The 20,795-nt window shown below is 60.9% G+C and carries 16 protein-coding genes; 11 read left to right on the forward strand and 5 right to left on the reverse strand.

The window, feature by feature from the left end; all coding sequences use genetic code 11:
* Positions 1–87: 87 nt before the first annotated feature.
* Both KXR72_RS04970 and KXR72_RS04975 read right to left on the reverse strand, forming a co-directional pair.
* Entirely contained in the window at positions 88–2,841 is a 2,754-nt protein-coding gene (locus KXR72_RS04970) for a response regulator (RefSeq protein ID WP_437419971.1), read from the reverse strand.
* 101 nt (positions 2,842–2,942) lie between these two features.
* Positions 2,943–3,569, reverse strand: coding sequence for a trimeric intracellular cation channel family protein (locus KXR72_RS04975; RefSeq protein ID WP_437419972.1), 627 nt, complete (start codon positions 3,567–3,569; stop codon positions 2,943–2,945).
* Between the two features lie 122 nt (positions 3,570–3,691).
* Here KXR72_RS04975 and KXR72_RS04980 point away from each other — a divergent pair, with 122 nt between their 5' ends.
* Entirely contained in the window at positions 3,692–4,624 is a 933-nt protein-coding gene (locus KXR72_RS04980) for an HTH-type transcriptional regulator ArgP (RefSeq protein WP_437419973.1), read from the forward strand.
* A 4-nt stretch (positions 4,625–4,628) separates the two neighbouring features.
* Entirely contained in the window at positions 4,629–5,345 is a 717-nt protein-coding gene (locus KXR72_RS04985; protein WP_437419974.1) for a 4'-phosphopantetheinyl transferase family protein, read from the forward strand.
* Positions 5,346–5,377: 32 nt separating this feature from the next.
* On the opposite strand, the gene KXR72_RS04990 is transcribed toward KXR72_RS04985, so the two are convergent.
* Together KXR72_RS04990 and KXR72_RS04995 are read right to left on the reverse strand one after the other, a co-directional pair.
* Positions 5,378–6,982, reverse strand: coding sequence for an ATP-binding protein (locus KXR72_RS04990; RefSeq protein WP_437419975.1), 1,605 nt, complete (start codon positions 6,980–6,982; stop codon positions 5,378–5,380).
* On the reverse strand, positions 6,979–7,698 hold the full coding sequence (locus KXR72_RS04995) for a winged helix-turn-helix domain-containing protein (RefSeq protein ID WP_437420380.1): 720 nt from the start codon (positions 7,696–7,698) through the stop codon (positions 6,979–6,981). Before KXR72_RS04995 ends, KXR72_RS04990 begins: the two co-directional genes overlap by 4 nt.
* 766 nt (positions 7,699–8,464) lie before the next feature.
* On the opposite strand from KXR72_RS04995, the gene KXR72_RS05000 reads away from it, so the two are divergent.
* From KXR72_RS05000 to KXR72_RS05035, 8 genes are all read left to right on the forward strand, one after another.
* A complete protein-coding gene (locus KXR72_RS05000) occupies positions 8,465–11,359 on the forward strand; it encodes a ribonucleoside-diphosphate reductase subunit alpha (protein WP_437419976.1) in 2,895 nt (964 codons plus the stop codon).
* A 463-nt stretch (positions 11,360–11,822) separates the two neighbouring features.
* A complete protein-coding gene (locus KXR72_RS05005; RefSeq protein WP_437419977.1) occupies positions 11,823–13,073 on the forward strand; it encodes a ribonucleotide-diphosphate reductase subunit beta in 1,251 nt (416 codons plus the stop codon).
* Positions 13,074–13,149: 76 nt separating this feature from the next.
* Entirely contained in the window at positions 13,150–14,292 is a 1,143-nt protein-coding gene (locus tag KXR72_RS05010; protein ID WP_437419978.1) for an FRG domain-containing protein, read from the forward strand.
* 812 nt (positions 14,293–15,104) lie between these two features.
* A complete protein-coding gene (locus tag KXR72_RS05015; RefSeq protein ID WP_437419979.1) occupies positions 15,105–15,620 on the forward strand; it encodes an REP-associated tyrosine transposase in 516 nt (171 codons plus the stop codon).
* Positions 15,621–15,783: 163 nt separating this feature from the next.
* The gene (locus KXR72_RS05020) at positions 15,784–16,680 is read left to right on the forward strand and encodes a restriction endonuclease (protein WP_437419980.1); all 897 of its coding nucleotides are present in this window, start codon (positions 15,784–15,786) and stop codon (positions 16,678–16,680) included.
* Complete coding sequence (locus KXR72_RS05025) at positions 16,677–17,000, forward strand: hypothetical protein (RefSeq protein WP_437419981.1); 324 nt, start codon at positions 16,677–16,679, stop codon at positions 16,998–17,000. The genes KXR72_RS05020 and KXR72_RS05025 overlap by 4 nt, the downstream gene beginning before the upstream one ends.
* A 271-nt stretch (positions 17,001–17,271) precedes the next feature.
* The gene (locus tag KXR72_RS05030) at positions 17,272–18,534 is read left to right on the forward strand and encodes a hypothetical protein (protein WP_437419982.1); all 1,263 of its coding nucleotides are present in this window, start codon (positions 17,272–17,274) and stop codon (positions 18,532–18,534) included.
* Entirely contained in the window at positions 18,531–18,920 is a 390-nt protein-coding gene (locus KXR72_RS05035; protein WP_437419983.1) for a hypothetical protein, read from the forward strand. The genes KXR72_RS05030 and KXR72_RS05035 overlap by 4 nt, the downstream gene beginning before the upstream one ends.
* A 67-nt stretch (positions 18,921–18,987) precedes the next feature.
* On the opposite strand, the gene KXR72_RS05040 is transcribed toward KXR72_RS05035, so the two are convergent.
* Complete coding sequence (locus KXR72_RS05040) at positions 18,988–19,893, reverse strand: LysR substrate-binding domain-containing protein (protein ID WP_437419984.1); 906 nt, start codon at positions 19,891–19,893, stop codon at positions 18,988–18,990.
* A 116-nt stretch (positions 19,894–20,009) separates the two neighbouring features.
* Here KXR72_RS05040 and KXR72_RS05045 point away from each other — a divergent pair, with 116 nt between their 5' ends.
* Positions 20,010–20,729 carry an FMN-dependent NADH-azoreductase gene (locus KXR72_RS05045; protein WP_437419985.1) on the forward strand — a complete coding sequence of 240 codons (720 nt, stop codon included), beginning with the start codon at positions 20,010–20,012 and terminating at the stop codon, positions 20,727–20,729.
* Positions 20,730–20,795: the final 66 nt, after the last annotated feature.

Consider the following 20,795-nt stretch of genomic DNA (forward strand, 5'->3'; position numbering starts at 1 on the left):
CCGCGAGGGCGCGGCTCCTACAAAGCCGTGCTCACGCCTGACTTCGTGGAGGCCCGACCCCGGGCCGAACTCAGCGTGCAGGCGCGATCAGACTACCCGCGCTTCGTGTTCGAGTCGCTCGATCGCACTGTCCAGCTCGTCCAGCGCCTGCGCGGCGCTGGGGTGGTTCTGCTTGAGCAAGGTCTCGCTGCGCTCGCACGCCGCGCGTAGCTGAGGCACGCCGCAATACCGCGTGGCACCGTGCAGGCGGTGCACGCGGTCGATCATGCCCTGCTGGTCGCCGGCCAGGCGGGCGTCACGGATCGCCCGGCGGTCGTCTTCCAGCGTTGCCAACAGCATGCTCAGCATGTCCGCTGCGAGATCAGCCTTGCCGGCGGCTAGGCGCAAGCCCTCTTCGGCATCCAATACCTTGAGGTTGTTTTCCAGCGGTACTGGCTCGATGGGCGCGGCCAGGAAGCTTCGCGTCAGCGGCAAGCCGGTCCACTTGAGCACGACCTGCGCCAATTGCCGCTCGCTGACCGGTTTGGTCAGGTAGTCGTCCAACCCACTCTGCAACAGCGAGCGCTTCTCGTTGGACAGCGCATGCGCCGTCAGGGCGATGATCGGCAACGGCGGTTGGCCGCTGTCGACTTCCCACTGGCGGATCGCCTCAGTGGTCTGGCGGCCGTCCATGCCGGGCATCTGCACGTCCATGAACACCATGTCATAGCTCTTGCGCTTGACTGCTTCGAGCGCCTCCTGGCCGCTGCTGACCGCATCGGCCTCCCCGCCCATGTCGTTGAGCAGGGTTTCGAGCAGCAGCAGGTTGGCGGGGTTGTCGTCGACGCACAACACACGCGGTGGGCGACTTTCCGGCAGCAACGGCAGATCGACAATAGCCTGCGCCGGGCGCAGCAGATCGAGCAGCACGCGCTGCAGCTTGCGGGTGCAGGCCGGTTTGCCCTGCAGCTGGGTATGAGTGTGGGATTCCGGCAAGGCCTCGTGGTAATGCGCCTGCTCGGTGGTCGGGCACAACACGATGCACTTGCAGCCCAGCCCCTCGAACTCCCACAACCGCTGGCACAGCGGCTGGGGTGCGATTTCGCGGCTGGTCACGCCGAGCACGGCGATTTCGATCGGCGTGTCGCCCGTGCGCGCCTCGGCGACGGCGTCCTGCAACTGGTCGAGCGTGTCGAACGACAACACCTCCAGGCCACAGCCCTCCAGCTGATGTTGCAGTGCCTGGCGCGCCAGCGGGTGTGCTTCCAACAAGCCGACCCGGCGACCGAGCAACACGGCACGGGGCAAGTCCTCGATGTCGTCGCGCGCCTTGGGCAGGCTGAGGCTGATCCAGAACTCGGACCCTTCGTCTGGAATGCTGTCGACGCCGATCTCGCCACCCATCTGTTCGATCAGGCGCTTGGAAATGACCAGGCCCAGGCCGGTGCCGCCTGGTTGGCGCGACAGCGAATTGTCCGCCTGGCTGAAGGCCTGGAACAGCGAGCGCATGTCCTGGTCGGTCAGGCCAATGCCTGTGTCCTGCACGCTGATGCGCAGCTGCGCACGGTCGCCGCGCTCGTCCTCGACCATGGCCCGCACGACGATGGTGCCCTCGTTGGTGAACTTGATCGCATTGCTCACCAGGTTGGTCAGCACCTGCTTGAGCCGCAACGGATCACCCACCAGCGACAGCGGCGTGTCGCGGTAAACCAGGCTGACCAGTTCCAGGTGTTTGGAATGTGCCGCTGGCCCGAGGATGGTCAGGGTGTCTTCGATCAGGTCGCGCAGGTTGAACGGGATGCTGTCGAGCACCAGCTTGCCGGCCTCGATCTTCGAGAAGTCGAGGATCTCGTTGATGATCCCGAGCAGGCTGTCAGCGGACTTTTCGATGGTCGACAGGTAATCCTGCTGACGCGGTGTCAGGTCGCTTTTTTGCAGCAAATGGGTGAAGCCAAGGATGCCGTTGAGCGGCGTACGGATTTCGTGGCTCATGTTGGCCAGGAACTCGGACTTGATGCGGCTGGCCTCCAGGGCTTCCTTGCGCGCCAGGTCCAGCTCGATGTTCTGGATCTCGATGGTTTCGAGGTTCTGCTGTACGTCCTCGGTGGCCTGGTCGATGCTCTGCTGCAGCTCCTCACGGGCGCTGAGCAGCGCCTCGGCCATGCGGTTGATGCCTGCCGCCAGCTCGTCCATTTCATGGCTGCCGAGCGGAGGAAGGCGGGTTTCCAGATGGCCCTCCTTGAGCTGCGCCACGGCCATCTTGACCTTGTGCAGCGGCCGGCTGATGGCACCGCTCATGCGCAGCGCCAACAGCGCGGTGATGATCAAGCCCGCGCCAATCAGCAACAAGCTGGTGAATAGACTGCGGTAGCCGCGCAACAGGGTGCCCTGATGCGACAGCTCGAGTTCGAGCCAGCCGATCTGGCGCATGTCGTTGCCGAGGCTGTCCGCCGCCAGGTTGAGGTGCTTGCCGAGGATCGGCAGCAGGATGCGCGTCGTATCGACGCTGCTGACGCGGGTCAGGGCCTCGGGATCGGCCGGCGGCGAGGGGGTGACCATATTCGGCCCGGCGTGGGCCAGCACGTTGCGCTCGGTATCGAGGATGGTCACGGCGCGCACGTCGGGCTGGTCGAGCACCTGGTTGAGAATGCGCTGCAGCCGCTTGCTGTAGCCCTGGGCCATCGCCGGCGCCGCCAGAGGCGCCAGTTGCTGGGCCACCAACTGGCCGCGCTCGTCGAGCTGGTGGCGCATTTCCGACAGCTGCATCCAGGTGAAATAGATGCCCAGTATCACGGCCAACGCCGTGGCTGGCAGCAGCGTCAGCGCCAGTACGCGACTTTTGATTCCCAGGTCTTTGAGCACGGATCCATCCCCTTGTTAACCAGCGCGCTAGTGTAGCGGCTCGGCGGGCTGGAATCTGCTCAGTAGCGCGCTCAGGCGACGGGGCGCACCCGGCTTGCCGGTCAGTCCAGACCGCGAATATCCCGGCCCTGGAAATCCGGCAGTTTCCAGTGGAAGGTCATGGCCAGCACGCGGAAGAGAAAGCCGGCGCAAAGCGTCGCCAGCGAAGCGATCGAATTGCTGACGCCCAACCACAGCAGCCCGACGTAGAGCACGCCGGTGAACAAGGCCACGGTGGCGTACAGCTCGCGTTGCAACACCATCGGTACCTCGTTGCACAGGATGTCGCGTAGCAGGCCGCCGAAAACACCGGTGATGACGCCCGCCAGCACGACGATCGACAGGTGAACGCCCATTTCCATCGCCACGCCGCAGCCGATCACTGTGAAGGCCACCAGTCCCAATCCGTCGACGAGCAGAAATACCTGCCGCAGGTGGTGCATATGCCGCGCCACCATGGCAGTCACGATCGCCGCCCCCACGGTGAACGCGAGGTACTCCGGGTGAGCGATCCAGCCGATGGGGTAATGGCCGAGCAACACGTCGCGTGCCGTTCCACCGCCCAATGCCGTCACGGTGCCCAGCAGGCAGATGCCGAACAGGTCCATCCCCCGGCGCATCCCCATGATGGCGCCGGACATGGCTTCGGCAGTAATGGCGACCAGGTAGATGACATGCAGCAGTTCCATGGCGACTCCAAACGGGGCACGGCGGGTGAAAGGCGCGCGATTATGGGGCACACTTCCGAACAATCGGCCTGGCTAAGCAAATGTAGGCTATACAAATATTTCCTTAATCAAGGAAAACCCGCTTGAATCTCGACCCCAAGCAGACTGAGGCCTTTCGCGCGGTCATCCGTACCGGCAGCTTCGAGCAGGCCGCCGTGCAGCTACACCTCACCCCACCGGCCATCTCGCAACGCGTGCGCGCACTGGAAAGTGCCTTGGGCAATGCCCTGGTCGTGCGAAGCCGGCCGTGCCGCCCGACCGAGACCGGCCGGCGGCTGCTGCAATACCTCAAACGCGCGAAATTGCTGGAAGCCGATCTGCTTGCTGAACTGGCCGAGCGCAGCGATGCGCCGCTAGTGGTGGTCGCCGCGCTGAATGCCGACAGCCTCGGCACCTGGTTCTTCCCGGCGCTGTCCGAGGTGCTGATTCGCGAACGCGTGCTGCTGGACCTGACCGTCGAAGACCAGGACCACACCTACAACCTGCTGGAAACTGGCCTGGCGATCGGCTGCATCAGCACCGAACCAAAGCCCATGCGCGGTTGCACCGCCAGCCCGCTGGGCAGCATGCGCTACCGGTTGGTCACCTCCAGCGCCTTTCGCCAGCAGCACTTTGGCAACGGCCTGACCCGAGCGGCGGCACGCAAGGCACCGGTCGTTGCCTACACGCGCAAGGACAGCCTCACCGCCTCCTTCCTGCTCAACCAGCTAGGCCTGCCGGACGGCGCCTACCCCTGCCACTTCGTACCCGGCGCCGAACCGCACTTCAGCGCGATTCGCTACGGGCTGGGCTACGGCATGGTGCCGGAGCTGCTGCTCGGAGAGGCACTGGCGCACGGCGACGTCGTCGATCTGGCTCCCGACGCACCACTGGACATCGCGCTGTACTGGCACACCTGGAAAGTGCAGTCGCCGCGGATGGAGAACCTGTCGCGCCAGATCATCGAAGCCGCCCCCAGAATTCTGGCCCGCCCGGCCACAGCCGCTCCCGGCAAGCCTGGGAATACGGCAGACTAGCGCCATGACTGCCCACTCGCCCCATCCCGCCTGTTGCTCGCCATTGCACGACGCCTGGCCATTCCGCCAGCGGTTGCCTGGCGCCCAGTTGATCAGTACGCGCTTTGACCCCACCCGGTTCGATCCGGAAGACCTGTTGCGCTGGGGCATGCCGCCGGTAAACGGCGTAGACAAACGCCGCACCGAATTTCTCGCTGGCCGGCTCTGTGCACGCGAGGCGCTACAGCGCACCCTCGGAACGGCTGCCATTCCCACAGTCGGCGAGGACCGTGCGCCCTGCTGGCCGCCGGGCGCCGTCGGCTCGATCACCCATGGCGCCGGCTGGGCAGCAGCCATCACCGCACGCGACGAGTATTGGCGCGGCTTGGGGCTGGATGTGGAAAAGTTGCTGCCAGTGGCCCGGGCCGATCGACTGGCGGCCGAGATCCTGACGCCCACAGAGCTACATGACTACGCCGCGTTGGACGAAACGCAACGCGCACATCGCGTCACCCTGACCTTTTCCTTCAAGGAAAGCCTGTTCAAGGCGCTCTACCCACTGGTGAACAAGCGCTTCTATTTTCAGGACGCGGAACTCATTCATCACGATGACCAAGGGGCGGCCGGCCTGCGCCTGCTGACAGACCTGTCCGCCGAGTGGCGCGCCGGGAGCGAACTCGACGGCCAGTTCTGCCTGTTCGACGGTTACCTGCTCAGCCTGATCAGCGTTCCACACGCTTAGCTGGTAGCTGGGCATCGGCCATTGCCGTCGCGCTATCGCGGCACCTTGGCCGTCTGCCGACGAGGCCATGTCAGGCTGAAGCGCGCCCCACCGAGTTCACTGTGACCGATGTGAGAGCGGCCGCCATGCCAATACGTGATGCGCCGCACGATCGACAGGCCCAGACCGTGCCCTCCGGAGGCGCGGGTGCGGCTGTCATCCAGCCGCAGGAAGGGCGTGAACACTTTCTCCCACGCCTCTTCCGGTACGCCTGGGCCATCATCGTCAACGGAGAGCGTCACGCGCTCGGCATCGAGGTGAAAACTGACCTCCACGCGTGATTCAGCATGGCGCATGGCATTGGTGACCAGGTTGCTCAGCGCCCGGCGCAGGTAACGCGGCTCCCCCTCGACAAGGCTGTCGCCTTCGCTGCTCGGCCCACGCAGGACCTGAACGTCAGCGCGTAACGGCGCCAACTCGCCGATGACCTGATCGACAAGCGCGGCCAAGTCCACCGCTTGGAAATTCAGCTCTGGCGAGCCGCGTTCCAGGCGCGTGTAGACGAGCATCTCATCGACCAACCGGTCCAGGTCATCGATGTCACCGTCCATCCCGTGCAGGTACTTGGTCTGCGCTTCGGCAGTTTGCGCGTCAGCAGCCATTTCAAGCCCGAAGCGCAGGCGTGCCACGGGGGTGCGCAGCTCGTGGGCTACGGCGCTGACCATTTCGCGCTGCACCGCCAGCAGGCGTTGCAAGTGGCTGGCCATGCCGTTGAACGCCCGAGCCAGCCGTGCGACCGAGTCGGTGCCGGCATCCGGTACGCGGGTTTCGAGGTTGCCGCCAGCGATGCGCGTCGCCGCCCGCTCCACCACGCGCATGCGCTGCTCCAAATGGCGAACCAGCAGATAAACCGTCAGGCCGATCAACGACAGGCCAAGCACGGCGATGGCGATCAGCAATTCGGCGGGATAGGGGTTGAACTGATGCAGCGGCCCCATCGACATGATCCAGGGCGTGCCGGCGACCGCCGCGAACACGTGAATCGCCTCGCCACCCCGCACCAGCGCCATCACGGTATCGCCCTCGTCGAGTCGGCGACGCTGGTCGTCGTCGAGGCTGGCACTGTTGCGCGTCAGCAGCTCCAGGTCATAACCGAAACCGCGATCCTCCTTGAGTTCAGCCAAGCGCTGCGGCTGTTCCTCCTCGGGATAGCGGACCAGCTCGTCGATCAACAGGTAAATGGTCGCCCGCGCCAGCTGCTCACTGAGCTGTTCGACCTCGCCGGTGAGCACCAACCGGTCCGTCCCGCTGACCAAGGAATACACCGTCACGCTGTTCGGCCGCAGCTGCTCGACCAACACCTGCCCGTTGAGCAGGCGCGTTTCCAGTCGCGGCTCCAACCGGACGTCTTCCAAGGTACGCACCCGCAGCGGGATGCCCAGCAAGCGACCCCAAAGGTTGGCTGCCTGGCGCCGCTCGATGGGCGTCATGCTCTGCATGTTGTACGCCATCAGGCGGAAGGTACCTGCGGCCAGGGTTTCGCGATGGTGGTCGGCGCGGACTTCGTTGAGCTGTTGCAAGGCAACCGTGCCCAGCAGGCCGACCAGCACCAGCACGGCGAGCATGCCGCCGTAGATCCGCAGGAATATGGAGTTCACTGCAGCGCTTCGGCTGCTTCGGAAACGAAGAGATAGCCCTTGCCACGCACCGTCTTGATCAGGCGCGGGTGATCGGGGTCGTCCCCGATCTTGGGCCTGATGCGCGAGATGCGCACATCGATGGAGCGATCCTGGCCGTCGTATTCGATACCGCGCAGCTCGGCGAAGATCTGTTCGCGAGACATGATCCGGCCCGGGTTGGACGTCAACAGCCACAGCAGGTCGAATTCGGCACCGGTCAATTCGATGCTCTCTCCACGCAGCCAGGCTTCACGCAGCGCGCTGTCGACTACCAGCGGCCCATACTGCAGGCGCTTGTTCGGCGCGGGCGCAGCCTCGCTCCCCTCCCGCCGACGAAGCAAGGCACGGATGCGCGCCAGCAGCAGCCGGGGTCGCACCGGTTTACAGACATAATCATCGGCGCCGATCTCGAGCCCCATCACCTGGTCGAGGTCATCCGCTCGCGCGGTCAGCATCAAGATTGGGCCGTCGTAGCGGTGGCGCACCTTGCGGCAGATGCTCAGGCCGTCTTCGCCGGGCAGCATGAGGTCGAGCACGACCAGGTCGGGGCGTTCGGTGAGGATGCGCTCGGCAGCGACAGCACCGTCGCCCTCGATCGCTACCCGCAGGCCGTTGCCTTCAAGGTATTCGCGCGTGAGCGCGGCCAACCGTTGGTCATCTTCGACAATCAGGATGTTCCACGACTCTTGATCCACCATGCGCCCTCCAGACAACGGCCCGGCATTGTAGCGCCAGCGCAGCGCCTTGGTGCAGCACCGCGGAACGGCCCGATAACCGCCGTCAAAAGTCCGCTCACAGCGCCTTGGATATCCAAAAACCCGACTTTGACAAAACACCACATATAGTGTTTGCGTCCCAGCCGTTTCATCACTCGAAACGAGGCTGAGCGACCGGTATTTCATCCGAACGCCGCCAAGCCCTGTACTGGCAAGGCATAGACCGAATGGCGCACAGCTCACCCACATCTTATCCACAGGTTGTTCCGCTCTCGCGCCTTGCGCACGTGTGAAACGGGCACTATCTTGTCGTCCCTAGCCGCTTTAACCCCATATGTTGGGTGTATTTAGCGAAGCAGACACAAACGGCGAAAAAAGCAAGCAAAAAATTTTGCACTCGCTTTCTGCCGGCGCCGGCCTCGCCTAAGCACGCAAAAAGCACAGGCGGGCCCCGGGCTGACAGCCCTTAACGTTGATTGCAATCAAGACCAGCAGTAGCGAACGCGATAGATGCGTCACACAACATCTTGTGTTTCGAGGTTGAGAAGTTAACAACGCCTGACTATGCTCGGAGCATTCGATTCGCCACCCACTGGTGCCGGATCGTTTTCATTTTTCAGACCCATGTGCCGGTTCGCCGGGGCATGGTTCATGCAGTGCCAGACCGACCGTACGAGAACGCGGCCGCCCCCGAGGCAGGCCCAACACCCACGATCTACCGAGACAGAGAGAATCCGGAGACCCCATGCAGAACGAGTCCATTCGCGAGAACCCGCTGGCAGCCGATGGCACGCTGGACCTGGCCGCCACGGCGCCGGGCCAGCTGCGCGTGATCAAGCGCAACGGTACCGTCGTCCCCTACACCGATGACAAGATCACCGTCGCCATCACCAAGGCGTTTCTCGCAGTGGAAGGCAACAACGCCTCCGCCTCGTCGCGCATCCATGACACCGTGCAGCGCCTGACCGAACAGGTCACCGCCACCTTCAAGCGCCGCATGCCTTCCGGCGGCACCATCCACATCGAGGAAATCCAGGACCAGGTCGAACTGGCCCTGATGCGTTCCGGCGAGCAGAAGGTTGCCCGCGACTACGTGATCTACCGCGAATCGCGCACCCAGGAGCGCAAGCGCGGCGCGGTCGACGTACCGGTCGACGCCCACCCGAGCATCCGCATCAAGCGTGCCGACGGCAGCCTGTCGCCGCTGGACCTGGGACGCCTGAACACCATCATCACCGAAGCCTGCGAAGGCCTCGAAGAAGTCGATGGCGCGCTGATCCAGAAAGAAACCCTGAAGAACCTCTACGACGGCGTCGAGCAGACCGACGTCAACACCGCCCTGGTGATGACCGCCCGCACCCTGGTCGAGCGTGAGCCGAACTACTCCTACGTCACTGCACGCCTGTTGATGGACACCCTGCGCGCCGAAGCCCTGAGCTTCCTCGATGTCGCAGAAGCCGCCACTCATCACGAAATAGCTGACCTCTACGCCAAAGCCCTGCCTGCCTACGTGGAAAAGGGTGTCGAGTTCGAACTGCTCGATCCGCGCCTGAAGGAATTCGACCTGGCCAAGCTGGGCGCCGCGATCAACCACGAGCAGGACCAGCAGTTCACCTACCTCGGCCTGCAGACCCTCTACGACCGCTACTTCCTGCACAAGGACGGCGTGCGCTTCGAGCTGCCGCAGATCTTCTTCATGCGCGTCGCCATGGGCCTGGCCATCGAGGAAGAACAGCGCGAAGCCCGCGCCATCGAGTTCTACAACCTGCTGTCGTCCTTCGACTACATGGCCTCCACGCCGACCCTGTTCAACGCCGGCACCCTGCGTCCGCAGCTGTCCTCCTGCTACCTGACCACCGTGCCGGACGACCTGGGCGGCATCTACGACGCCATTCGCGATAACGCCCTGCTCTCCAAGTTCGCCGGCGGCCTGGGCAACGACTGGACCCCGGTACGTGCACTGGGCGCCTACATCAAGGGCACCAACGGCAAATCCCAGGGCGTCGTGCCCTTCCTGAAAGTGGTCAACGACACCGCGGTGGCGGTCAACCAGGGCGGCAAGCGCAAGGGCGCGGTCTGCGCGTATCTCGAAACCTGGCACCTGGACATCGAGGAATTCCTCGAGCTGCGCAAGAACACCGGTGACGACCGTCGCCGTACCCACGACATGAACACGGCCAACTGGATTCCGGACCTGTTCATGAAGCGCGTCTTCGACGACGGCAAGTGGACCCTGTTCTCGCCGAGCGAAGTACCCGACCTGCACGACCTCACCGGCAAGGCCTTCGAGGAGCGCTACGAGTACTACGAAGCCCTGATCGAATACGGCAAGATCAAGAACTACAAGACCCTGCAGGCCAAAGACCTGTGGCGCAAGATGCTGTCCATGCTGTTCGAAACCGGCCACCCATGGCTGACCTTCAAGGACCCGTGCAACCTGCGCAGCCCGCAGCAGCACGTCGGCGTGGTGCACAGCTCCAACCTCTGCACCGAGATCACGCTGAACACCAACAAGGACGAGATCGCCGTCTGCAACCTGGGCTCGATCAACCTGCCGCGCCACATCGTCGACGGCAAGCTCGACACCGCCAAGCTGGAGCGCACCGTGCGCACCGCCGTGCGGATGCTCGATAACGTCATCGACATCAACTACTACTCCGTGCCGCAGGCGCAGAACTCCAACTTCAAGCACCGCCCGGTGGGCCTGGGCATCATGGGCTTCCAGGACGCGCTGTACCTGCAGCACATCCCCTACGGCTCCGATGCCGCCATCGACTTCGCCGACAAGTCCATGGAAGCGGTCAGCTATTACGCCATCCAGGCCTCCTGTGACCTGGCCGACGAGCGCGGTGCCTACGAGAGCTTCCAGGGCTCGCTGTGGAGCCAGGGCATCCTGCCGCTGGACTCGCAGCAGATCCTCATCGAAGCGCGTGGCCAGAAGTACATCGACGTCGACCTGACCGAGTCCCTGGACTGGGCGCCGGTCCGTGCCCGCGTCAAGAACGGCATCCGTAACTCCAACATCATGGCCATCGCACCGACCGCGACCATCGCCAACATCACCGGCGTGTCGCAGTCCATCGAGCCGACCTACCAGAACCTGTACGTGAAATCGAACCTCTCCGGCGAATTCACCGTGATCAACCCCTACCTGGTTCGCGACCTCAAGGCGCGCGGCCTGTGGGACGCGGTCATGATCAACGACCTCAAGTACTACGACGGTTCGGTACAGCAGATCGAGCGCATCCCGCAGGAGTTGAAGGACCTCTACGCGACCGCCTTCGAAGTGGAAACCAAGTGGATCGTCGACGCCGCCAGCCGCCGCCAGAAGTGGATCGACCAGGCCCAGTCGCTGAACCTCTACATCGCCGGCGCCTCGGGCAAGAAGCTGGACGTGACCTACCGCATGGCCTGGTACCGTGGCCTGAAAACCACCTACTACCTCCGTGCCCTGGCCGCGACCAGCACCGAGAAGTCCACCGTCAACACCGGCAAGCTCAACGCCGTGTCCAGCGGTGGCAACAGCGGCGCCAGTGCTGCGCCGGCGAAAGCCGCACCAGCGCCAGAAATGTCGGCAGGTCCGGCACCGGTGCCAAAAGCGTGCGCAATCGATGAGCCAGACTGCGAAGCCTGCCAATAAGTAAGTAGTTGAAAGTCGCGGTCCCCAGAGCGGACCGCGCGTTGTTGCCGGTCAGGCCGGCCCCCATCACGTACATGCGTACGCTCAGGGGCTCCGACCCGCCCGGCGCCTAGCGCTGCCTCGCTCAGCTTCGCGCTCACACCGAGCTGCTGCGACCAGTTTCGCTTTTCGCTTTTCGCTTTTCGCTTTTCGCTTTTCGCTTTTCGCTTTTCGTAGGAGCGAGCTTGCTCGCGATCAGCTATCCGCCAACTCCCGATCTGAGTTAGTGCAATAGCAGAGGCCAGCCCTGCTCCAGTCCCCTCGCCCCTCCGGGGAGAGGGCTAGGGTGAGGGGAAAACCCTCAGAACAAAACAAAGGCCGGGCCCAAACCCCGACCCAACAAAACACCCGCTTTTGCGTGCACACACAAAAGCCCAGAACATTCCCGACCGGCCGCGCCGGTCCCCAATCAGGAGAAACCGCCATGCTGAGCTGGGACGAATTCGACGAAGAAGAAACCACCACCGCCGCTCCGGCTGCCCCACAAGCCGCTGCCGCCAGCAACGAAGCCCCCGCCAAACTCGACCAGGACGCCGCCGGCTCTGTCGAAGAAGCACGCGCCGTTGCCTCTGACGACTCCGCTGCCGTCGCCCGTGCCAAGAAGGCCCTGGACGACCTCGACATCCAGGAAGGCCTGGACGAACTCGAAGGCGAATCCGCCCGCGTTCACGTCGGCGACAAGCAGATGATCAACGCCCGCGCCGACCTCAACCAGCTCGTCCCCTTCAAGTACGACTGGGCCTGGCAGAAGTATCTGGATGGTTGCGCCAACCACTGGATGCCGCAGGAAGTGAACATGAACGCCGACATCGCCCTGTGGAAGAGCCCGGACGGCCTCTCCGAGGACGAGCGCCGCATCGTCAAGCGCAACCTCGGCTTCTTCTCCACCGCCGACAGCCTGGTCGCCAACAACCTCGTGCTGGCCGTGTACCGCCTGATCACCAATCCCGAGTGCCGCCAGTACATCCTGCGCCAGGCCTTCGAAGAGGCGATCCACACCCACGCCTACCAGTACTGCATCGAATCGCTGGGCATGGATGAAGGCGAGATCTTCAACATGTACCACGAGATCCCGAGCGTCGCGAAAAAAGCCAGCTGGGGCCTCAAGTACACCCGCTCCATCTCCGACCCGACCTTCCAGACCGGCACCGTCGAGACGGACAAAGAGTTCCTACGCAACCTCATCGCCTACTACTGCGTACTGGAAGGCATCTTCTTTTACTGCGGCTTTACCCAGATCCTCTCCATGGGCCGCCGCAACAAGATGACCGGCACCGCCGAACAGTTCCAATACATCCTGCGCGACGAGTCCATGCACCTGAACTTCGGCATCGACGTGATCAACCAGATCAAGATCGAAAACCCACACCTGTGGGACGCCGCCATGAAGGACGAAGCGACCCAGATGATCCTCCAGGGCACCCAACTGGAAATTGAATACGCCCGCGACACCATGCCCCGCGGCGTCCTCGGCATGAACGCCTCGATGATGGAGGACTACCTCAAATTCATCGCCAACCGCCGTCTGACGCAGATTGGGTTGAAGGAAGAGTATCCGGGTACCACCAACCCGTTCCCGTGGATGAGCGAGATCATGGACCTCAAGAAAGAGAAAAACTTCTTTGAGACGCGGGTTATTGAGTATCAGACGGGTGGGGCTTTGAGCTGGGATTGATCAACGGTAGTAATTCGAGCGCCGCCAAGGAAAGGACATAAGCCCCGCTAAGCGGGGCTTTTTTGAGACTGCACATATGAGACAAGTATTCATTTGCGCTAACTCCACTGGCTTACTGCAAGGAAACGAAGATCGTCTTGTCGAAATTGGCGCTATAGAAATCAGTAGCCGGGAACTTACAGGAAAACATTTTCACTGCTACGTGAATCCATCAAGCAATGTGCAAGAACGCGCAATCACCAAGCATGGCATCACGGATGAATTCCTTTCAGACAAGCCACTTTTCAGCCAAGTTGCGAACGAGCTAGACGACTTCTTAGATTCCGCCGAAATTCTCGTAAACACACAGGCAGAGCTACAGCTTCTACAGAGTGAGTTCGCTTTACTCCGCACGCTCCCCAAAAACCCCCAATTAAGAAGATCTAGCAGGCCAGGCACCGTACAAGACCTCCTGACTAGCAGCTCGTACGAACAGTACAAAGAGGCGGAGAAAGTATATAGATCTCAGTGCCGGGATCTGTATGGTGCTTTATTGGAGGCAGAGATATTTGCTGACGCCTACCTAACTGCCACAAAGAATGAAGTTATAGTTTCCAGCATTGGTGATTTTCTAGAGCGGGTTAGTACGTCAGACCCTAACGACCTATTCCGAGGCGTTCCCGACAGAAATTTCAAACTACTACCTTCTTTATTCAGACATGAAACTACTGGGCATAAAGCCCGAGAAGATAAGATGATGTGGGTCTTCAAAGCGCACTCTCGGCCTCATCTCGAAAAGCAGCCCGACAATGATATCCAATGGCTGACACTTGCTCAGCATCACGGCCTTCCCACGCGGCTTCTTGATTGCACTTTCAGCCCTCTTGTTGCGTGCTTCTTTGCCGTAAGAGAATTTCCAGAGCGCGACGGAGCCGTTTACCTTTACGAAGCCAGGGAATACAAAAGAGAAGAAAAAATCAACATACAGAAGCTAACCAAACCTGTTGAGTTTCTTCCAGCGCACGGTTCGAAAAGAATCACAGCTCAATCTGGAGCATTCACGATCCACCCAGACTGCTGCCAGGAAATAGACGAACCAAAGATCTTAAAATTAATAATTCCAAGCAATCAAAAATCCTTTTTTCTAAAGAATTTGACAAAGTATGGAATTAACAACTCAACTATATTCCCAGATCTTGACGGCCTGTGCGCTCACATAAAAAAACAGCAAGGATACTAGCCAAATGCGAGTAAACAGATGTGAAGTAAGCCGAATCCTCACCCCGCCCCTCGCATCGGCACAAAAGGTAACAAATGAATAAAATAGGTACAATTGCGACAATTAGTATCTCAGTCTTAGCTCTAACCATCTCTGTATGGCAAGGTTATGCATCACGAGAACACAATCGCCTGTCAGTAAGGCCGTACTTACAAAGCACTCCTTATCTTGAAGGGCCCGGCAAACGAAACGGAATATACATTTCGAATTACGGCCTGGGCCCCGCAATACTAAACAAAGCCACCATAAGCATAGACGGAACTACTCACTCACTTTCTAAAGACATATGGGAGCACGCACTCAAATCCATAGATATAGATGACCTATGCTTCTCTAAGTCTTGGATACCCCAAGGCTCAATCATCCCTGCAGACAAAGAGATCCCACTAATAAAACTATCGTCAGTGGAATCCTCACGCTGCTTACTAGAAGCATCCAAGTTTCTAAGCCAGCACGACTTAATGCTTACCCTTGAATACACATCAATGTATAGCGAAAAAATTAAAACCAAGAACAATTTTAATATGAGAAGTTTCGGAAGTGATCTTTCCCGAGCTCTTAGCGAGGTAGCGAGGTAGCGAGGTAGCGAGGTAGCGAGGTAGCGAGGTAGCCTGGGCATAACGTGTGAAAAAGGCTTCGCCGTTTTCCACCCTACCTCCGGTAACGTCGATGCGTCGGCGGTGTGGGCGGGTGAGATGGCGTAGGGTGGATAACGCTTTGCTTATCCACCGAATATGGACCTCCTGCCAACACGACGCTCAAGGATGAGCCGCATGTCTCGATACCGCCGTGCCCAGGTGCCGGGTGCGACCTATTTCTTCACGGTCAATCTGCGTAACCGCAGAAGCGATCTTCTTGTCCGTCACATCGACCTTCTCCGCAAGACGGTGCGGGCCACCAGGGAACGACACCCCTTTCATATCGATGCCTGGGTCGTCTTGCCTGACCACATGCATTGCGTCTGGACGCTACCCGACGACGATGCAGATTTTGCGCTGCGCTGGAAGGTCATCAAGTTCTCATTTGCTAGGCGGTTGCCAAAAACCGAGGTGCTGACGGCAACGCAACGATCCCGTGGCGAGCGAGGGATCTGGCAACGGCGTTATTGGGAGCATCTGATTCGTGACGAGCGCGATTACCGGCATCACGTTGACTATGTTCACCTCAACCCACTGAAGCATGGATGGGTCACCCGCGTCTCTGACTGGCCCTACTCCAGCTTTCATCGGGCCGTCAGGGCCGGCGTATATCCCCGAGAGTGGTGTGGCGAATTGACGGGATCCGGCTGAATAAGGGAGGCGAACCGCAATCGCTTGGAAAAGGCTTTGCCGTTTCCACCCTATATTGGCGTAAACCAACCGACTGTCACCCAAGCGCACAAACCCCTTGCCGATCCCACTTTCTGTCGGCACATTGCCTGGCGAAAGCATTTAGCCATCACAAGGACGCGATATGGCACGCCGCCGCAAGCAATCCCCTTTCGAAGACCTGATCGATCTCGCCGCGCTGTTGCCCTGGTGGGTTAGCCTGCCGATGGCGCTGATTGCGTATCTGTGGCTCAACAGCATCGCAACATCACCAATCCCGACACCAGCCAACCCCGCCGACCTAGGCGGACAGATGTCCGGCATGATGCTGCGCGGATTGGCAGTACCGGCGCAGTACTTCGTCTCTGCTGCGCTGGTAGTCGGAGCCATCGCGTCGATCTTCGGTCGCTTGCGCCGCAAGAAGCTTTTTGACTCCGTAGCAAGCAGCGCAAACGCACTCGAATCCATCAGCTGGCGCGAGTTTGAGTTGCTAGTCGGTGAAGCCTTCCGGCGTAAAGGCTTTACCGTTCAGGAGACTGGCCAAGGTGGGGCTGATGGCGGTATCGATCTAGTGCTGCTGAAGGACGGGGAAAAGCATCTGGTGCAATGCAAGCAATGGCGGCGCCAGTTGGTGCAGGTCAACGTAGTGCGCGAGCTCTTCGGGGTAATGGCTGCCGAAGGCGCGAATGGCGGCTTCGTGGTGATTTCCGGCCGGTTTACCGAAGACGCAAAGCTCTTCGCGCGAGGCAAGAATCTGCATCTGATCGAAGGCCCAGAGCTGAACGACATGATTCGCCAAAGCCGAGCAAATGCGGCTCGGCGAAAGCCTCATTCAACAGCCAGCCCAGCACCCTGTCAGCCAGCGGTGGCATCACCCGAATCGCAGGCGCAAACGCTTCATGCAACAGCACCCTCCTGCCCTGCTTGCCAAGCACCAATGGTTCAGCGCGTAGCAAAACGAGGGAGCAACGTCGGCAACTCGTTCTGGGGCTGCTCGCAATACCCGAAGTGCAAGACCACACGAAACGAGATGCCAGCATGACTGGTCGTTACATTCTGCTCTTGCTGGCACTTTCTGTGCCCGCGCACGCGCAAGACGACAAGCCGGTCGCCACGCAACTGGGCGAAGCCATGGCACCACTGACCAAGCGTGCTGCGGGTGTGTATACCGAAACGATGCTTGAGTTCATGGCAGGCGGTGATGGGCTCTTGGCCGAAGGTGCAAGGTCAGCCCTCAAGCAGCGCGCTAAACCGGCCGCTGGTACAGCGCTTAGGCCCATCAATGAATGCCTAAAGCCGGGCAACGTGATCGACGAAGACGTCCAGGCATGCGTAACCGGGGCAAAGGAAAGGACTTGGTAAGCAATACCCAAGGGACCGTAACACCGGCAGCGGGGTAGTCTGGAGATAACGCGTGGAAAAGGCTTCGCCGTTTTCCACCCTACGCTCTAACCCCCAACCCGCTCATTTTCCGCCGTGCCGAACGAAACGCTAGTGATGCTGGCAGGCCGCGATTCGAAATCTAACAGCCCTCGACAGTGCTTAAGCCCAAGTTCCGTGAACAAGGGCTGGTTAGCCAAGGCCATCAAACAGATAGACTGCGGCCCGGTTCAACAGCACAGGGAAGATTTTCATGGGGACGGACACCCTCAAAGACACGGCCTACCCAGTCGATCAGGGGTGGGATCTGGACACCGGCTGGAAGCCTGACAGCACCGGCAGCCGCGATTCAAGCTGGCTGCCTGATCATGGCTGGGGCCGCCAGGCTGAGATGCCGAAGATCAAGCCAGGCAACGGCGGCGCCTCCTTTGCCGCCTGGGAGCAAAAGATCGAAGCCGCTCCAGAACAATCGGATTGGCCGCCGCCCGATTTGCTCAAGCTTCCCGAGGCCCTTCCGCCCGGCTTCTACAGGGTGCCGCGCAGCATGTCCGGCGAGCAGGTGCTTGCCAGGCTGTTCGCCGACGCGCCGCACAAACACCTGGTCAATCGCATCAAGGCGCTAAATCCGACCTTTGCGAAAGGCTTCAAAGCCGGAAAAATGTTCGTCCTCGGCAACCTGATCAATCCAGCCGCTTGTTCACGCGAAGAAGCTGACCTGATGGCTGCCGCCGCTGAGGTGCGCGCGGCTCTGGAGCCATTGAGCGAGAACGAAGCCAATTTCATGGCCGACCATCAAGCCGAAATCGCTTTGATGGTCGGCGGCGCAAGCGGGTCGCTGGGGCTCGGCACCGACGTGCTTGGGAACGGCTTGAAGCAAATCGAGAACACGCTGCGCGATATCGAATACCTTCATCAGCGCGAGTTCGCAGCGCATGGTCATCTGCGCAGCCAGCAATTCTTCACGTCCCGTCAACAGCTGTACCGCCAGCTCGACAGTCAGCTGAAGGCGACATTTCTTGGCAAGCAACTGGGCCTGGGTAACTACCCAACCCTGCGCCAGGATCTTGGTATTTCCACTCGTAGCTTGGTGCACCATTGGAGCAAAGGCGGCGCGCCAGGCCAGATACCCGGATACGCGACCCACATGAATGAAATTGCCAAGGCGGCGAAGTACCTCAAGAACGGCAGCTATATAGGTATTGCCCTAGGTGGTACGGCCTCTGTCTTGAAAGTTCAAGAGGTCTGTCAGGCTGGCGAAACCCAGGCGTGTCAGAAGATTCGATTTACGGAGACAGGGAGTTTTGCTGGAGCGCTGGGTGGTGGATCTGTCGGCGTCTGGATTGGAAGCGCCGCCGCGCCGGCCATCTGTGCAGCAATCGGCATGGGCTCTGCAGGTATTGGCGGGATGATTTGTGGCTTGGTTGTGGTTGGCGGCGCTTCGGCTGCTGGTGGATCAATTGGGGGTGATGGTGGGGAGTGGATGGGAGAGTTTCTATATGAGCAAACTAAACCATGACTGACTTTTGGAATTCGTGGTGGGCATTCGCTTTTATGCTGACACCCTTCGTTATTGGGTTATCTGGCGTAGCGATTGGTGTCTACATCGCTTGTAGTCGCCACTTCAACATCATGCTGTCAGCTCTTCCAAACAGTGCGTGGGCTAAGCAGCAGCACATCTTGGGAACAAGAAACTTTACTTCCCGTTTCTATCTGGTCGGGTCGCTAAGCGGAGCCTTACTTCTTTCGGATTTCAATGTTCGAAAAGGGGTGCTTGATGCCAACGACGTTAGCAACTTCCCCCCTCCGCTGCGCCGCCTTATGACCCTATCGACCAAGCTGGCATGTGTCGGCATGGCATGGCTGTGTCTTGCGGTTGGCCTGCTAAAGCTCACTGGAAATTGATGACGGGGGCCGGCCATCCGGGCGATAACCAAAAGGAACCTGCCCGATAGACTCGACATTGCCTGTATCAGCCCGTCACCTCACACAACCCACCCGGCACCTTCATCACCCACTCCCTCACCGCCTGCACTGCCGGGTCATCCTTCCGACTCTCGGGATAAACGAGATGAAACGGCTTGCCCTCCATCTCCGGCCCGAAGGGCTGCACCAGCCGCCCTGCCCTCAATTCATCCTCGATCAGCTGACGGCTCATCAGGGCCACGCCCTGCGCACCAATCGCAGCCGAGATGGCATGGGTTTCGTCGGAGAAGACCAGCCCGGCGCTGACGTCCAGCTCTGGCACCTTGGCGAGCTTTTGCCACGATGCCCAATGAATCGGCGCTGAGGTGGCGCCCCGTGCCTGGAAGTGAATGAGAGGATGGCTGGGCAGGTCGTTGGCGTCGTGCAGGCCTAGCAACGGGCTGCAGATCGGGACGAAGGTGTTGTCGATCAGCTTCTCGGCTACAAGCCCGGGCCAGCGGCCGTCGCCATAGCGGATGGCGATGTCGGCCGTAACGCCATCCAGCGCGACCGGTTCGTGCGAGGTGTGAAAGCGCAGGTCGATATCGGGGTGCGATTCCAACAGCAGGCACACCCAAGGCACCAGCCAGCGCACGGCGATGGCCGGTGTGGTGCTGAGCGTGATGGCTTGCCGGCACGGCGCGGCGCTGAGGCGTTCGACCGTGGTGCTGATGCTGTCGAACGCCGTTTCCAGCGTCTGTTGGAGTTCACGGCCCCCAGCGGTCAGTTCCAGCTTGCGGGGTTTGCGCACGAACAATGAGACGCCGAGCGACTCCTCCAGCGAGCGAACTTGGTGGCTGATCGCCGTGGCGGTGACGTGCAGCTCCTCAGCCGCCAGCTTTGCGCTCTCGTGCCGTGCGGCCGCTTCGAACGCGCGCAGGGCGGATAACGAAGGTAACCAGCGATGCGCCATGGCTGAGTTTTCCTCATGCGTAACGGGAAGAAATGGTCGTTTGTCGCCCACACAGCCTAGCCATAGCCTGAATTCAACGCGAACACAGATGAATTCAGTCACAGAGGAGACCCGTCATGACGCACCTACTGCACCTCGACGCCAGCGCCCGCCCCGGCGTCGCCGGCAAGGACGAGCATGGCTCGCACAGTCGCCACCTCACGCACCGCTTCATCAGTGGGTGGCTGGCCCACCGCGCGCAGGACAGCGTGACCTATCGGGACATTGGTCAGAACCCGCCCTCTTTCATCAACCACGACTGGATCGCCTCGGCCTTTACCCCGCCAGAGCGCCACGAACCCTGGATGAAAGACGCACTGGCCGAAAGCGACGAGCTGGTCGACGAATTGCTCGCGGCCGACGTACTGGTCATCGGTACGCCGCTGTACAACTTCGGCATGCCCGCGGCGCTCAAGGCGTGGATCGACCAGATCGTGCGCTTGGGTCGTACGGTAGGAATGGACGAAAGCCGGCTCCCGGATCCCTACGTACCCCTATTGGAGGACAGGCCGCGGCATGCCGTCATCCTCAGCGCCCGGGGCGGCATCGGTTTCGGCCCTGGCGGGGAGATGGCACACATGAACCACCTGGAGCCGAACCTGGTGACGGCGCTCAACTTCATCGGCATTACCCGCATCCATCAGATCGCAATCGAAGGGCAGGAAACCGGAGGCGAGGTGCTGGCTGCGTCAGTGGAGCAGGCGTTGCGGGAGGTGGATGCGTTGGTGAGCGAGCTTCAAGCGGCACTGAAGGCCGCTCCTGCGGGCCAGCCTCAGCGTCAGCGGGAACCCAGTTGACGCCGGTTCAACCGCGGAGATTTCAGCCTAGCCGGATTCGGCGTCGGCTTAGGCAAGCCTATACGT

Source organism: Stutzerimonas chloritidismutans, assembly GCF_051486945.1.
Taxonomy (GTDB): Bacteria; Pseudomonadota; Gammaproteobacteria; order Pseudomonadales; family Pseudomonadaceae; genus Stutzerimonas; species Stutzerimonas chloritidismutans_B.